Origin of the sequence: Notoacmeibacter marinus, from assembly GCF_002238045.1 — a bacterium.
Lineage (GTDB): Bacteria > Pseudomonadota > Alphaproteobacteria > Rhizobiales > Rhizobiaceae > Notoacmeibacter > Notoacmeibacter marinus.
In genome coordinates this window covers 121,958-137,849 of the sequence record NZ_NBYO01000001.1, presented here as the reverse complement: position 1 = coordinate 137,849, position 15,892 = coordinate 121,958, and the positions used below count along the sequence as shown (strand labels likewise).

Below are 15,892 nucleotides of genomic sequence, written 5' to 3'. Positions count from 1 at the left end.
ACAATGCCTGTCTGTTCGATTGCCATTGCGGCCCAAGAGGATGCAGGCGGCTGATCAGCGCCCGGCATCGTAGCCGTAGAGCCAGTCCAGATCGGATAGAAGGTTCTGTCCGTTGCGTGCGCGAAGAACGATGTCGCGTCCAAGCGAGATCGGAAAAGGCGCGTGCCAGACGAAGTGGTTGAACGCGCCACGTCGCCGGGCACGAGCGATTCTGGGACGCCGCTCGGCTTCATATTGCAGCAGCGCGGCGCGGCGGTCGCCATGCCAGCGTTTGAGGCAGCGCGCCAGAACGGCGGCATCCTCGATGGCCATTGCCGCGCCCTGCGCGGCAAATGGGGTCATGGCATGGGCCGCATCCCCGACGAGCGCGACACCACCCGGATCGATATAAGGGGTGCGTGGCGCTACCGCGTAGAGACCCCAGGCCAGCCAGTTCAGATCTCCAGCCATCTCGCCGAGCGCGGGCGAGATGCGGCCGATTGCCCGTTGTGCCGTCATGGCCGAGAAAATCTCGCTCCACCCGGGCCCGGGATCGTTGCCGGCAATATTGGCGACGAGATTGACGCCGCGATGACCGCCGAGCGGATAGGCGACCAGATGAACGGACGGGGCAAGGAACGCCGAAACGCTTTTCGTGTCGATGCCGGCGGCCGCCGCCTTGGCAAGCGCGTCCGGCCCTTTCAGGACGGCGCGAAACGCAATCTCTCCGGTATAGCGGGGTGGTAAACCCTTCGGCATGGCCGCCCGAACCGCCGAGCGAACGCCATCGGCGCCCACCACAAGATGGCCCCACCGGTCCTCTTCGCCATCCGGCCCGCCGACGATCGCACGCGGACCCACGGCGTCGGTTTCGATCCCGACGATCGCGTGTCCTGTTTCGATGGTGATCTGCGGTTCCGCCTTGACCGCATCCCAAAGAATGGCATGCAGGCGCCCGCGATGAATGGTCAGATAGGGGGCGCCCCAGCGGCTTTCGGCCAGGTCGCCGAGCGGCAGTTCGGTAATAGCCGTCCGCCGTCCGCCAGCCACCAGGCGAATAGCCTCGGGCTGGTGGGACTGATCGCGCAACCGCTCTTCCAGGCCGAGACGGAACAGAATGCGACTGGCATTGGGCGACAATTGCAGGCCGGCTCCGACCTCACTCGGCTCGTCGAACCGCTCGATGATAATGACGGGCCGGCCCTGCCGCGCCAGGATTAGCGCGGTGGTAAGGCCGGCAATGCCCGCACCGGCGACGATAATGGTTCGAGGAGGTTCCAAACTGCTGTCGCCTTACCGGTTCAGGCAGCAACCACCCGGTAGAGACAGTTCTTCGGCTTGGTTTCCTCGGCGGTCAGCGTGCCGTTGAAAACATAGAGCGTGGAGCAGTAGGGGCAGACTTTCTCATTGTCGCGACCCATATCCAGAAAGACATGCGGATGATCGAAGGGCGGGTTGGCGCCGACGCACATGAATTCCCGTACGCCGATCTCGATACGGTCGTGCCCGGAACTGTTCTGGAAGTGGGCAATGCGACTGGCCATCATATCTCTCCGTAAGCCGACTTGACGCCGGTTTTGCAACGACCCGGCAGGATGAGGGTTTGTATCATAGAGCCGTCCATTGCAAGCTTTCGATGGCTGGTTTCGGATTGTCGCAGAATTGTTACGTGATCGCGATACTTCCACGTTGTAATGACGGAGAAAACAAAGGAGATCATAGGCTTAGCGATGGACACCATAAGCGATTCCGGACGAATTGAGATTGCGGCCAATGGTTCGATGGTCGATCCCGTTCCCGATTCCGGCGAAGTGCCGCTGAGCGAACGGCCCGAACGCTTCGTCAATCGGGAGCTGTCATGGTTGCAGTTCAACCGCCGCGTGCTGGAAGAGGCGACCAATGAGAACCAACCGCTTCTCGAGCGGCTGCGTTTTCTCTCCATCTCGGCCGACAATCTGGACGAATTCTTCATGGTGCGCGTGGCCGGGCTCGCAGGCCAGGTCAAGGCCGGCGTAACCGTGCGCTCGGCCGATGGCCGCACGCCCGCTCAGCAGCTGGACGTCATCTTGAAGGAGGCCGGACGCCTGCAGGATGAGCAGCAAAAGGTGCTCGTCAGTCTGCTGGATGATCTGAAGGAAGAGAATATCGAGCTGGTCCAGGCCAAGAAGCTGAACCAGACGGATCGCAAATGGATCACCGAACATTTCGACGATTCGGTCTTTCCAGTCCTGACGCCGCTATCCATCGATCCGGCCCATCCCTTTCCGTTCATTCCCAATCTCGGCTTCTCCATCGCACTGCAACTGAAGCGCAAGACGACGCGCGAGCAGATGAGTGCGCTTCTGCGTCTGCCGCCGGCGCTCACGCGTTTCATCCAGCTTCCTGACAAAGAGGGCCAGCCGACCCGCTTCATCGCGCTGGAATCGGTCATCGAACTGTTCGTGCCGAAGCTCTTTCCAGGCTTCGAGGTGATCGGCTCGGGTACGTTCCGGGTCATTCGCGACAGCGATATCGAGGTGGAAGAGGAGTCCGAAGATCTCGTCCGCTATTTCGAAAGCGCCCTGAAGCGTCGCCGGAAGGGATCGGTGGTGCGGGTGGAGTTCTCCGCCGCCATGCCCGAGGCGCTTCGCGATTTCGTCGCCGAGCATCTGGAAGTGGCGGGCAACCGCGTTTCCGTGGTGGAGGGTCCGCTGGCGCTCAATCAGATTTCCGAGATCGTATCGCTGCCGCGCGAAGACCTGAAGTTCGAATCCTATTCTGCGCGCTTCCCGGAGCGCATTCGCGAACACGACGGCGACTGTTTCGCCGCCATCCACGAAAAGGATATCATCGTCCATCACCCCTATGAGAGCTTCGACGTGGTGGTGCAGTTTCTTCGCCAGGCGGCGCAGGACCCGAACGTCGTCGCCATCAAGGGGACGCTCTACCGCACGTCCAACGACAGCCCGATCATTCGCGCCCTGATCGACGCTGCCGAGGCCGGCAAGAGCGTCACAGCCCTTGTCGAACTGAAAGCGCGTTTCGACGAGGAAGCCAATATTCGCTGGGCCCGCGATCTGGAACGGGCAGGGGTACAGGTCGTCTTCGGTTTTCTGGAGATGAAGACCCACGCCAAGCTGACCACAGTTGTCCGCAAGGAGGAAAGGGGGCTGGTGACCTACTGCCATGTCGGCACCGGCAACTATCATCCGATCACCGCCAAGATCTACACCGACCTGTCCTATTTCACCGTGAACGAGACCGTTGCGCACGATGTGGCGCAGATCTTCAATTTCGTGACCGGCTATGCTGAGCCGACAGACGAGATTCAACTGGCTTATTCTCCCTTTATCATGCGCGACCGGATGATCGGTCACATCGAGGACGAGATCGCGCACGCGAAAGCCGGTCGTCCGGCCCAGATTTGGATGAAGCTGAACAGCCTGCTCGACCCGGCCATCATCGATGCGCTTTACCGCGCCAGCGAAGCCGGTGTGGATATTGATCTGGTCATTCGCGGCATCTGCTCGCTGCGCCCCGGCGTGCCGGGGCTATCGGAGAATATTTCGGTCAAGTCCATCGTCGGACGGTTTCTGGAGCACAGCCGCATTCTGTGCTTCGGCAACGGCCATGGACTGCCGAGCGATCAGGCCATCGTCTATATTGGCAGCGCAGACATGATGCCGCGCAATCTGGACCGGCGGGTCGAGGTGCATGTGCCCATCAAGAACTCGACCGTCCACGAGCAGATCCTCGACCAGATCATGGTCGCCAACATTATCGACAACCAGCAGAGCTGGGAGATTCTGCCCGATGGCAGCTCGCGCCGAATCGTGCGAGAGGAGGGCGAGGAAGCCTTCAGTGTTCAGGAATACTTCATGAACTATCCATCGCTGTCGGGCCGCGGCGCTTCGATCAAAAGCCACGCGCCCAAGCGCTTCGCCAATTATCGCCGCCGTCGCAGACAGTCGGTTTCGGCGAACAAGGCGGGCTCCGGCAAGGAATGAGGCTGCAGTCCCAAGGCCGCTTGCCCGGCCGCGACCCCGTAGCAATCGTCGATATCGGGTCCAACTCCGTCCGACTGGTAATTTTCGAGGGTGTGACGCGCGCACCGACGCTCTTCTTTAATGAAAAGCTGCTGGCCGGCCTTGGACGCTCACTCGTCGATACCGGGAAACTGAATGATGATGGCGTCGACGCCGCGTTACAATCCTTTAGCCGGTTTCGCGCGCTCGCCGATCAGGCCGGCGCGACGGATGTCCATGTCATCGCGACGGCTGCCGCCCGCGAAGCAGAGAATGGCGAAGAGTTCATCGCCGAAGCGCAGAAGCGTCTCGGAACCGAAATCCGCGTATTGTCTGGCCGGGAAGAGGCCTATTACGCGGCCCTTGCCGTCAAGGCGCATTTCTACAAACCGGTGGGCATCGCGGGTGATCTCGGTGGCGGCTCGCTGGAACTGGTGCGGGTCAATGGCGATCACCCGGAGCAGGGCATCACCCTGCCGCTCGGCGGGTTGCGCCTGTCCGATGTGACCGATGGCGACCCGCAGAAGGCGGCAGCTGTCGCAGCGAGGGAACTCCAACGCGCGCCGTTTCTGAAGGAAGCGGCGGGAACGGATTTCTTTGCGGTCGGCGGCACATGGCGAAACCTCGCGCGCCTTCACATGTCGACGATCGATTATCCTCTATCGGTTCTGCACGAATATGCGATCGACGCACAGGATCCGGCAACGATCGCATTTCTAAAGACAGTCGCGACGGGTGATCTGGATCGTTTTGACGGTATTGACGACGTATCGAAAAATCGACGCGCGCTGCTGCCTTATGGCGCAGCCGTCCTGCTTGAAATTATCGCGGCGATGAAACCCAAGCGCGTCATGACCTCGGGTGTCGGCGTGCGGGAAGGCTATCTGTTTTCGCTGCTCGACGACGAGGATCGCGACGACGACCCGCTTCTGGTCGGCGCGCGTGAGCTGGCCATCCTGCGGGCGCGATCTGTCAAACATGCCGAAGAACTGGCGAACTGGACGGACGCCGCCTTTGCCGCTTTTAAACTGGAAGAGACCGAGGACGAGCGGCGTCTGCGCCGGGCGACCTGCCTGATCGCCGATCTCGGATGGCGGGCCCATCCGGACTATCGTGGCATGCAGTCCATGAACGTTATCGCCTATTCCTCGCTTACCGCCATCGGTCACGATGGGCGCGCCTTTTTGGCGCTCGCCAATTTCTACCGATACAACGGCGTCAAGGATGATGGCTGGTCGGCCGACCTTCTGAAATTGATGAATGAACGGCTGGTTCACCGCGCCCGGACTTTGGGGCTCCTGATGCGTGTACTATACGTGCTTTCCGCATCCATGCCGGGCGTTCTGCCGCGCCTGACCATCGGCAGCGATGACGATGGCACTATCGAGATCGCCATTCCGGCGGCGCTCAGCGCGTTACACGGCACACGTCCTGCCAACAGGCTGGCCAAACTCTCCAAATATCTGGATCGACCGATGCGTCTGGTTGTGAACTAGCTGACTGACGGCCAGGATGCTAGCGCGCTCCGTCCTCTTCGGCGGCTTCATCGTCGCTTGGATCGCCGGCTTTTCCGGGAGGCGTGATCAGTAGCTTGTCGACGCGCCGGCCATCCAGATCGACAACCTCGAACATCCAGTCCGACACTTGAAAGACTTCGCCCACTGCAGGCAGATGTCCCACTGATTCCAGCGTGAGGCCACCAACCGTTTCGTAATCGCCCGGCGGAATGGACACGTTGAACTCATCGCGGAATTCATCGACTGGCATCCAGCCGGAAACGAGATAGGTGCCGTCGGCGCGCTCGACGAAAGCCGGCTCGCTATTGTCTTCCTCCTCGAACACGCCGGCAATGGCCGCCAGGATGTCCTCGGTGGTGATGATGCCTTCGAAATGGCCGTATTCGTCGAAGACCAGGCCCATATTGACAGTGGATTCGCGCAGCTTGTCGAGCACTTGGATCGAGCGGGCGTTCTCGTAGATGACAGGCGCTTTCTGCATCATTTCGCGAAGATCGATATCCTCGCCGCGGCCGAAGGCGATCAGGAGGTCCTGCGTTCGCACAACGCCTAGAATATTGTCGTCCGAGCCATCCCGGATAGGAAGGCGCGAGCGCCGTGTCGCTTCGATCTGGTCGCGGATGGATTGGTGGTCCTGCGAGATATCGAGCATTTCCACTTCGATGGCCGGCGTCATCAGCGCCTTGGCCTGCCGGTCTGCAAACCGCATGACCCCGCTGATCATCGCTTTTTCTTCCGCCTCGATCGTGCCGGCCTCTTCGGCATCGTCGAGCACGCTCTTGACCTCTTCGTCGGTCACCGTCTGCTTCAATTCACGGCTCTGGCCCAGAAGGAACAGCACGGCTTTGCCGCTCATATCGAGGATCCAGACGATGGGCGCGGCGATCCTGGAAAGGAAGCGCATCGGCCCAGCCACCTTCGTGGCGATGGCTTCGGGGTGGCGAAGCGCGATCTGCTTGGGCACCAGTTCGCCGATGACCAGCGATAGATAGGTGACGGCGACCACGGTGATGCCGACGCCGAGCGTATCGGCTGTGTCGGGGCTCCATCCGAAATCTTTGAGAATGTCGGCGAGCTGCAGCCCGAGCGTGGCGCCGGAAAATGCGCCGGACACGATGCCGACCAGCGTGATGCCGATCTGCACGGTCGAGAGAAAACGCCCTGAATCCTCCGCCAGACGCAGCGCGATGGCCGCGCCGATCGAGCCATCATCGGCCATCGTTTTCAGTCGGGCCGGACGGGCGGACACCACGGCCAGTTCGCTCATGGCCAAAACGCCGTTGACGATGAAAAGCGCAAGAATGATGAGAATATTAGTCAGCAAGGGTCTAATCCAATGGGCACTGGCCGTTGCGGCTCGCTACCCATCTAGAGCCCGACCCGCCCCAGGCCAACCGCAAGCCTCGGAATGCTTCGCGCAAAGCGGAGATCGCCGCCCGGCGATCCCATCACAGATCGATGGCCGCGATCTTGCGGTCCCGGAAGGCCAGGCCGACATCGCCGCTTAGCAATCGCAGCGCCTCGACGCCGAAGACATCGCGCCGCCAGCCGGAAAGAGCCTGAACATCGGCCTGTTCGCCCATCGATGCGATCTTCTCGATCTCGTCGGTCGTGGCCAGCACCTTCGGCGCAACCCCTTCGCGTTCGGCGATGAGCCGCAGGAGAACCTTGAGCAGTTCGCTTGCCGCGCCGGCTCCTTCGGGTGAACGGCGCTGCCTTTCGATCTTCGGCAGTTCGTCATCGGCAATCGCGAGCGCCGCGTTCACCGCATCGAGAAGCCCCTGCGCGTGTTGCGACCGCTCCCAGCCCTTTGGCACCGCCCGGAGGCGTCCGAGCGCTTCCTGGGTTTGGGGTTGCTGTTGCGCGATCTCATAGATCGCATCATCTTTCAATACGCGGCCACGCGGTACGTTGCGGCCGCGAGCCTGTTCCTCGCGCCATCTGGCGACGGACTGCATGACCGCCAGTTCACGCGGCTTGCGCACCCGCATCTTCAAACGGCGCCATGCGTCCTCCGGCTTGATGTCGTAGGTCGCGGGCGAGGTCAGGATATCCATTTCCTCGGCCACCCAATGCGTACGCTCCGTGCGCTCCAGCGTCTGCTTCAATTCGCGGTAGACGTCGCGCAGATGGGTAACGTCCGCGGCGGCGTAATTGAGCTGTTTTTCGGAAAGCGGGCGGCGTCGCCAGTCGGTGAAGCGGCTGGATTTGTCGAGCTGCTTGCCGGTCACCTTCTGCACCAGCGCGTCGTAGGAGACCGAATCGCCATAGCCGCAGACCATGGCGGCAATCTGCGTATCGAAGATCGGGTGCGGAATGAGCTCGCCCATCTTGTAGACGATTTCGAGATCCTGCCGTGCGGCGTGAAAGACCTTGATGACGGACTCATCGCCCATCAGTCCGAAAAAGGAGGAAAGATCGATCTCCTGGGCGAGCGCATCGATGAGAAAGACGTCTTCGTCGTCCGCGATCTGGATGAGGCACAGTTCCGGCCAGAAGGTCGTCTCGCGAATGAATTCGGTGTCGACGGTGACGAACTCGGCCCTCGAAAGCCGGTTCATGGCCGCTTCGAGTTCATCCGTCTCTGTAATGATCTGCATTACGCCTCTTTCCTGGCAAAACGTCTTCTGGTTGCCTTCGCGAAAGCCATCCGTTAAGGGCCGCTACCGGTCGTCGTCAAGGCGCATCCCGCGTTCGCCTTGACACAAGGCCGATCCCATGCGCTTGTCCGCGCCGGTTTCCGCTGGTCCACGCCGCACCTTTTCGGGCGCTTTGCCGGCATCGGATTTTGACGGGCAGACGCTCGGCTAGACCTCAAGGGTTTTTAGAGAAATGGACGATTCCATCCATCGCTATCGCACGCATAATTGCGGTGCGCTTTCGCTATCCGAAGCTGGCCAGACGGTACGTCTCTCCGGCTGGGTGCATCGTGTCCGCGACCATGGCGGCCTGCTGTTCATTGATCTGCGCGACCATTACGGTCTTACCCAGATCGTTGCGGACCCCGATTCGCCTGCTTTCGGAACGGCCGAAACCCTGCGCAGCGAATGGGTGATCCGCGTCGACGGCACCGTCAAGGAACGTGACGCAGAAGCGGTCAACCCGAACCTTTCCACCGGCAACATAGAAATCTTCGCGCGCGACATCGAAGTGCTGAGCGAAGCCAAGGAATTGCCGCTACCGGTCTTCGGCGATCTGGACTACCCGGAAGAGGTGCGTCTGAAATATCGCTTCCTCGACCTGCGCCGCGAGAAGCTGCACAACAATATCGTCCTGCGCACGAAGGTCGTTTCCGAAATGCGTCGCCAGATGGCGCTGTCGAACTTTACCGAATATTCCACGCCCATTCTTACGGCATCTTCGCCGGAAGGCGCACGCGACTTTCTGGTGCCGAGCCGCATTCATGCCGGCGAGTTCTATGCGCTGCCGCAGGCCCCGCAGATCTACAAGCAGCTTCTGATGGTCTCCGGTTTCGACCGCTATTTCCAGATCGCGCCCTGCTTCCGCGACGAGGATCCGCGCGCCGACCGCCTGCCGGGCGAGTTCTACCAGCTCGACCTCGAAATGAGCTTCGTCACGCAGGACGATGTGCTGGCCACGATGGAGCCGGTGATGCGCGATGTCATGACGACGTTCGCGGATGGCAAGCCGGTCACGGAAACCTTCCGCCGCATCCCTTACGATGAGGCGATCCGCAAATACGGCTCCGACAAGCCGGACCTTCGCAACCCTATCGAAATGGAAGAGGTCTCCGATCATTTCCGCGATTCCGGTTTCAAGGTCTTCGCCAACATTCTGGCGTCGTCGCCGAAAAACCAGGTATGGGCGATCCCGGCGAAAAGCGGCGGCAGCCGCGCCTTCTGCGACCGGATGAACTCTTGGGCGCAGCAGCAGGGCCAGCCTGGTCTCGGCTATATTTTCTGGCGCGAAGAGGGTGGCGTTATCGCTGGTGCCGGTCCGCTCGCCAAGAATATCGGTCCGGAGCGTACCGAAGCGATCCGCGAGCAACTTGGCTTGGGTTCGGGCGATGCGTGTTTCTTCGTCGCCGGCGATCCGAAGAGCTTTGCCTCGTTTGCCGGTGCTGCCCGCGACCGCGCGGGGCAGGAGCTCGGACTGGTCGACGAGGATCGGTTCGAACTCTGCTGGATCGTCGATTTCCCGTTCTTCGAATGGAACGAGGAGGAAAAGCGGATCGAGTTCGCCCATAATCCCTTCTCCATGCCGCAGGGTGGCATGGATGCGCTGATCGAGGCGGAGAAGGGCGGCGACGAAGCGCTTCTCGGTCTGAAGGCGTTCCAGTACGACATGGTATGCAACGGCTTCGAGATCGCATCCGGCGGCATCCGAAACCACCTGCCGGAAACCATGGTCAAGGCGTTCGAATTGGCCGGCCTGTCGAAAGAGGTGGTCGAGGAACGCTTCGGCGGCCTCTATCGCGCCTTCCAGTATGGTGCGCCACCTCATGGCGGGATGGCAGCCGGCGTCGACCGCGTGATCATGCTGCTGGCGGGCGCCAAAAACCTGCGCGACGTCTCCCTCTTCCCGATGAACCAGCAGGCGCGCGACCTTCTGATGGGCGCGCCAGCGCCGCCGACCAACGCCCAGCTTCGCGAACTGAACATGCGGGTCATCCCGCGCGAAAAAGACTGACGCGGTGCGCGATCGGGACAGACCGGCGAGGATTCTCGTCACCGGTTTCCCGGCCTTTCCCGGCGCGCCCGATAATCCGACCGAATGGCTGATGGGCGCGCTGGCCGGTTGGCGCCCTGCTGGCGCCGATCTCGCAACGGCGGTGCTACCGGTTGATTTTATCGCCGCACCGTCCGTGCTGGAGGCTATTGGCGCCGACTATCAGCCCGATATCGCCATTCATTTCGGTCTGGCGCTTGCGGCCAAGGGTTTTCGGCTGGAACGGCTGGCCAAAAACCGGTGCTACTCTTCAACACCGGACAATCGCGGTGAGGTGCGCAGTGACGATCCAATAGTCGCCGGCGCATCGGACTGCGTCGCAACCTTGCCGCTCGACATGATCGCCGAACGTCTCGCTTTGGCCGATCTGCCGGTCGAATGGAGCGACGATGCCGGCGGATACTTATGCAACCACGTCATGTTCCACGCACTGTCCGATCGGGTCGCCAAGGATTATTCGCCTGCCATGGCGGGGTTTGTTCACGTGCCGCTGCTCGAGCGGATGCGCGGCGAGGGGCAGGGCGATTGCGTCACGCTGACGGAAAGCCAGTTGCTGCCTGGCGCGCAGATCGTCATCGGGTCGGCCCTGACAGCCTATCGTTCGGAATCGCCTGAGAAGGGATAACGCCCGGCTGCGTCCCACGGTCCGCCGCGATAGCGCCAGAGCAGCAGTTCGACGCCTGTCGCCTCGAATGGCACGAATGCGGCCTGCAATTCGCTGAACAGGGCCTTGGCCTTGGCCGCCGGCGCTTTGTTCTGAATGGTCACATGCGGGCGAAAGGGCCGTCGGTCTTGCTGGCTCAGCCATGGCTCGAACCGCTCGGATAACCTGCTGCGAAGGCCGCCCAGTTCCGGACTTTCGATCCGGTAGGCGCTGCCGAACCCCATGAAGAAGAGACCGACAACAGCCATGGAAGGCTCGCGCATTCGATTGGCTTCTTCGGCCAAGGCGGCGCGAACGGCCGGTTCCTCCGCTGCCGGAAGGTGATGGAACAGTGTCAGATGCGCGGGAATGTGGTTCCGTTCCGCCGGAAAGTGACGCCGCCGCATCGCATCGAAATGAGCGAAGGCGACGGCGTCGAAACCGAGCGTGACGATCAGAGGAGCGTCATCGGCTGCCATCAGTCCTGATTGGCGGTGATATCCGGGTTCAAGACCGCGGGTAGTTCTTTCGGGTTCGAGCGGACCATATCGCTGATCTGGCCGATCGTCGTACCGTCCTTCGGCTCGATGGTGATGGAAAGCGATTGCGGATCGTTCAGATAGGTCTGGAGCGCCTCACCGACCTTCTGCGCCAGTTCCGCCGGCACATAGGAAGCCAGAAGCGCCGGCGCCATCATCGCCATCTGAAGCTTCAACTGCTCTGGCGCCGCATTCTGTCGTTCGGCGGCGATGCCGATCAGCTTGTTTGTCAGCGAGGCATCTTGGAGCCGCAGCGAGAATGTTTCCAGAACGAGCTGCCCGTAGAGGGGCGCGAGGTCTTCGATCATGGCCTTGTTCTGCTTTTCGATATCGTCGATCCGGCTGACTTTCCGGTCGGCCTTCTGCAGTTCCCTCATCAGTTCGGGCGTCGCCGCCGAGACTTCGCCTTCGAACTGAAGGGAAGCGGCATCAGTGAATTCCATCCGCTGCGCGAAAGACATGACGCCCGATTGCGGATCGTAGCGCCCGGAGCCTTCGCCCCGTCCCTTAATGGTGGAATAGCCCAGATCGGCCAGTTGCTTGCGCATGGCCGCACTCTCGTCTTTGTTCGGACCGAAGGGAATCTGCGTATCGAGAACGAAGCTGCCGACCGATCCGGTCGCCTCCATCGGCTTTTCGGGATCGTACGTCATGCCGGCGCCTGCCAGATCCTCCAGCACCAGAAACTCGCCAGCCGGCACGGAAATGGACATCCGCTCCATCTGGAACGCATCGAGCTGGAGCGGTGCTATATGCTCCGGATCGTCCTGGCGCAGAAGCTGGAGTTTTTCCAAAGAGATGGAGGAGAGGTCCATCTTGGCGTTGTCGTCCATGTCGACGGTTTTGGCGGGCAGTTCGGTTCGTTCGATCAGGAAATAGTCGCCCTGCTCGGAAACATTCTCCAGGCGAATTTCGTCATAGCTGAACTGCTTGTCGCCTTCGCCGAACCGGACGTCGCCGAGCACGACGTCGTCGCCGTCCTCCGTCGCCGAACCGATCTCGACATCGAAGCCTTCCTCATTGAGCAGTTCCACCAGCCTGTCCGAAACGGCCTGCGCATCGACGGCCCAGGCAGGAAGAGCGAGCACCGGCGCGAAGGCAAGGCTGAGGCCTGCAGTCAGTAGAATATGGCGCATGGAAATATCCTTTATGTCGATCGGCCGATGGCCGTGTCTTGCCAATTGAACAGCAACCTATCGCGCGTCCCTGGAAGGGAAAGACACGATTGGTCACATCTGACTGATGACCGAACCGATGCCGGCGCCTTTCGATTGGATCGGGCCAGCACGAACCGACTGCAACCCCGTCCTCACTAGAACTGTGAATGCGCGTTTGGAGTTGGGAAACCATAGTCGGCGGAACAACAAACCCTCCTTGATGCGTGAACGCTAACTGAACGTCGCCTTCATGGCTGCGATAGGTCGGACCTGCCATGCTCCCACATCTTCCGTAGCGGAAGAATAATGGGAGAGATAGGAGAGGAGACGATCATGCCTAATCTGTTCAAAATCATGGCATGCAGTGGCACGGTGGCCCTCGGCGCTTTTGTCGCCGCTATATTGGCCAACCCCGCGCCGGCGCAGGCCCAGGTCAATTGCCGCGTCGTACAAAGCATAGGCAATGCACTGGCGGGCGATATCCGCGATCAGATGAATGCTCGCGTCGCAGGCGCGCGCTACGAGATCAGCCGTCGCAAGACCTTGATTATACGCGGCGTCGATCGGGTCCGCTTCGATGGTTGCCGGATGCGCGCCGACCTTTCGGTGACGTTGAAGCGGAAGATCCGCCGCGATGCGTCCGGATCGATCCGCCTTGGCGCGACGGTCCAGAGCTTCACGCGGGATCGGGTTTGTCTCGGCGGTGTCGGTGTCGAGAAGGTTTCGCTGAGCCGCACGCTCAATATCGGCGAACGCTGGTATAAACGCGCGGCGAACCGCGCCTTGCCGAACCGGCAGTGCTTCTCGCGCTAGGTTTTATGAGTGAAAGAATTGAGCCCTGTCGGACTGCGTGCCGGTTCGACGGGCTTCGTTGCGCCGGATGCGTCGAAATCCGGTGAAAACCGCAACAAAGCGGCGTTTGGAATTGGTGAACCCCAAGGATTTCGGTATGACTGAACCATGGGTAAGAATGGCGAGTCGCCGAAAGACGAGATCACTCCGATCGATCTCAAGAGTGCGCTTGAAGAGCGCTACCTTGCCTATGCGCTATCGACAATCATGCATCGCGCCCTGCCGGATGTGCGCGACGGCCTGAAGCCGGTGCATCGTCGGATCATGCATGCCATGCGCCTGCTGCGGCTCGACCCCGATCGCGGCTACGTCAAATGCGCCCGCATCGTCGGCGACGTGATGGGCAAGTTCCATCCGCACGGCGATAGCGCCATCTACGATGCGCTGGTGCGGCTCGCGCAATCCTTCTCGGTTCGCTATCCGCTGGTCGACGGGCAGGGCAATTTCGGCAATGTCGACGGCGATAACGCCGCAGCGATGCGCTACACCGAAGCCAAGATGACCGAGGTGGCGTCCCTTTTGTTGGAGGGGATTGCAGAAGACGCGGTCGATTTCCGCGACACCTACAATGAAGAAGACCGCGAGCCAGTCGTCCTGCCGGGTGCCTTTCCGAACCTTCTGGCGAACGGCTCGTCCGGAATTGCGGTCGGCATGGCGACCAACATCCCGCCGCACAACGCTGCGGAACTGTGCGATGCCGCGCTGCATCTCATCAAGCACCCGAACACGAAAAGCCGCGACCTTATGCGCTTTGTGCCCGGACCGGATTTCCCGACCGGCGGGATCATCGTCGAAAGCGCCGACAGCATGGCCGAGGCCTACGAGACCGGCCGCGGCGGTTTCCGCGTCCGTGCCCGCTGGCACAAGGAGGATCTCGGCCGCGGCAACTGGGTCGCAGTGGTCACCGAAATTCCATACCAGGTGCAGAAGAGCCGGCTGATCGAGAAGACGGCCGAACTGTTGCTGTCCAGAAAGCTGCCGCTTCTGGAAGACATTGCCGACGAGAGCGCCGAAGACATCCGCATCGTCCTGACGCCCAAGAGCCGCGCGGTCGATCCCGAACTCCTGATGGAGAGCCTGTTCCGCCTGACCGATCTGGAAAGCCGTGTCTCGCTGAACATGAACGTGCTGTCCGGCGGCAAGGTGCCGGGCGTTCTTTCGCTGGCGGATTGCCTTCTTCAATGGCTGGAACACCGTAAGGACGTGTTGATCCGGCGCTCGCGGCACAGACTCGGCAAGATCGAACAGCGGCTGGAAGTGCTCGGCGGACTGCTCATCGCCTATCTCAATCTCGACGAGGTGATCCGCATCATTCGCGAGGAGGACGAGCCGAAGCAGGAACTTATCCAAACCTTCGACCTGACCGACGTGCAGGCCAATGCGATCCTCGACATGCGCCTGCGCAATCTGCGCAAGCTCGAAGAGATGGAAATACGCCGCGAGCATGAAAATCTGACCGAGGAGAAGGCCGGTCTCGAGGCGCTTCTGGCGTCCGATGAAGAGCAGTGGAAGACCATTTCCGGCCAGATTCGGGAGGTTCGCAAGACCTTCGGACCGAAGACCGATCTTGGACGTCGTCGAACCGATTTCGGCGATGCGCCGGCGAAAGACTTGGCGGCCATTCACGAAGCGATGATCGAAAAGGAGCCTGTCACCGTCGTTCTGTCGAAAAAGGGCTGGGCCCGCGCGCTCAAGGGGCATCTCGCCGATATGTCGAACCTGTCCTTCAAGGATGGCGACGGCCTGAAGGTGGCCTTCCACGCGCAGACGACCGACAAGATTCTGGTCATGTCCCGTTTCGGCCGGGTCTATACGATCGGCGCGGACCGCCTGCCGGGCGGGCGCGGCGCCGGGGAGCCCATCCGCATCATGGTCGACATGGAAAACGACGACGATATCGTTACCGCCTTCGTTCACAAGCCAGGCGCCAGGCGACTGATGGTCAGCAAGGCTGGTTACGGTTTCGTCGGCGTGGAAGACGATCTGGTTGCCAATACGCGCAAAGGCAAACAGGCGCTGAACGTCAAGGCTCCGGATGAGGCAGCCTTCGCCGTCCCGGTGACGGGCGGGACGGTGGCGATCGTCGGCGAGAACCGGAAAATGCTGGTCTTCCCCGTGGAGCAGGTTGCAGAACTGACGCGCGGCAAGGGCGTGCGCCTGCAACGCTACAAGGATGGCGGCGTATCGGACGTGCAGGTCTTCAACCTGTCGGACGGCCTGACCTGGCATGACAGCGCGGGCCGCAGCTTCACGCGATCCAACGAGGAGTTGCTGGAATGGAAAGGCGACCGCGCCATGACTGGCCGCATGGTTCCGAAGGGGTTTCCGAAGAGCGGTAAATTCGACGGCTGATGAGTCGTCTTGCTGGATATGGCGGAGCGTTCGATGGCCGGCGCGTAACGTCTGCTTTCGACATAACGGTTTGGAGATGAGCGGCGCGGATCGCACCGGTCGGGACTAACCGACCTCTTAACCACGGCATTTTTCATTGCGAATGATCGTTCGCTCTCAC

General features: G+C 61.1%; 11 protein-coding genes and 1 pseudogene. 6 read left to right on the top strand and 6 right to left on the bottom strand.

The window, feature by feature from the left end; all coding sequences use genetic code 11:
• Positions 1 to 54: 54 nt before the first annotated feature.
• Together B7H23_RS00625 and B7H23_RS00620 are read right to left on the bottom strand one after the other, a co-directional pair.
• On the bottom strand, positions 55 to 1,260 hold the full coding sequence (locus tag B7H23_RS00625; protein ID WP_094075490.1) for an FAD-dependent oxidoreductase: 1,206 nt from the start codon (positions 1,258 to 1,260) through the stop codon (positions 55 to 57).
• 20 nt (positions 1,261 to 1,280) lie between these two features.
• Positions 1,281 to 1,526 carry a zinc-finger domain-containing protein gene (locus B7H23_RS00620; RefSeq protein WP_094075489.1) on the bottom strand — a complete coding sequence of 82 codons (246 nt, stop codon included), beginning with the start codon at positions 1,524 to 1,526 and terminating at the stop codon, positions 1,281 to 1,283.
• A gap of 234 nt (positions 1,527 to 1,760) precedes the next feature.
• On the opposite strand from B7H23_RS00620, the gene B7H23_RS00610 reads away from it, so the two are divergent.
• Positions 1,761 to 3,965, top strand: a complete 2,205-nt coding sequence (locus B7H23_RS00610; RefSeq protein WP_240535008.1) for an RNA degradosome polyphosphate kinase — start codon at positions 1,761 to 1,763, stop codon at positions 3,963 to 3,965.
• A complete protein-coding gene (locus B7H23_RS00605; RefSeq protein WP_094075486.1) occupies positions 3,962 to 5,479 on the top strand; it encodes a Ppx/GppA phosphatase family protein in 1,518 nt (505 codons plus the stop codon). Before B7H23_RS00610 ends, B7H23_RS00605 begins: the two co-directional genes overlap by 4 nt.
• Before the next feature lie 19 nt (positions 5,480 to 5,498).
• Here the strand turns inward: B7H23_RS00605 and B7H23_RS00600 are convergent, their stop codons facing one another.
• On the bottom strand, positions 5,499 to 6,824 hold the full coding sequence (locus tag B7H23_RS00600; RefSeq protein WP_094075485.1) for a hemolysin family protein: 1,326 nt from the start codon (positions 6,822 to 6,824) through the stop codon (positions 5,499 to 5,501).
• Between the two features lie 124 nt (positions 6,825 to 6,948).
• Entirely contained in the window at positions 6,949 to 8,100 is a 1,152-nt protein-coding gene (gene rnd / locus B7H23_RS00595; RefSeq protein ID WP_094075484.1) for a ribonuclease D, read from the bottom strand.
• A 232-nt stretch (positions 8,101 to 8,332) separates the two neighbouring features.
• Between rnd and aspS the strand changes: the two genes are divergently transcribed.
• Positions 8,333 to 10,150 carry an aspartate--tRNA ligase gene (gene aspS, locus B7H23_RS00590; RefSeq protein WP_094075483.1) on the top strand — a complete coding sequence of 606 codons (1,818 nt, stop codon included), beginning with the start codon at positions 8,333 to 8,335 and terminating at the stop codon, positions 10,148 to 10,150.
• Positions 10,151 to 10,154: 4 nt separating this feature from the next.
• Positions 10,155 to 10,814 carry a pyroglutamyl-peptidase I gene (locus tag B7H23_RS00585; protein ID WP_094075482.1) on the top strand — a complete coding sequence of 220 codons (660 nt, stop codon included), beginning with the start codon at positions 10,155 to 10,157 and terminating at the stop codon, positions 10,812 to 10,814.
• Positions 10,815 to 10,894: 80 nt separating this feature from the next.
• Here the strand turns inward: B7H23_RS00585 and B7H23_RS00580 are convergent.
• Together B7H23_RS00580 and B7H23_RS00575 are read right to left on the bottom strand one after the other, a co-directional pair.
• A pseudogene (locus tag B7H23_RS00580) lies at positions 10,895 to 11,239 on the bottom strand (2'-5' RNA ligase family protein); the annotation flags it as partial.
• Positions 11,240 to 11,310: 71 nt separating this feature from the next.
• Complete coding sequence (locus tag B7H23_RS00575; protein WP_094075480.1) at positions 11,311 to 12,507, bottom strand: hypothetical protein; 1,197 nt, start codon at positions 12,505 to 12,507, stop codon at positions 11,311 to 11,313.
• Between the two features lie 354 nt (positions 12,508 to 12,861).
• On the opposite strand from B7H23_RS00575, the gene B7H23_RS00570 reads away from it, so the two are divergent.
• Positions 12,862 to 13,341: a hypothetical protein gene (locus B7H23_RS00570; RefSeq protein ID WP_094075479.1), complete on the top strand. Its 480-nt coding sequence runs from the start codon at positions 12,862 to 12,864 to the stop codon at positions 13,339 to 13,341.
• A gap of 147 nt (positions 13,342 to 13,488) precedes the next feature.
• Positions 13,489 to 15,732 carry a DNA topoisomerase IV subunit A gene (parC, locus tag B7H23_RS00565; RefSeq protein WP_094075478.1) on the top strand — a complete coding sequence of 748 codons (2,244 nt, stop codon included), beginning with the start codon at positions 13,489 to 13,491 and terminating at the stop codon, positions 15,730 to 15,732.
• Positions 15,733 to 15,892: the final 160 nt, after the last annotated feature.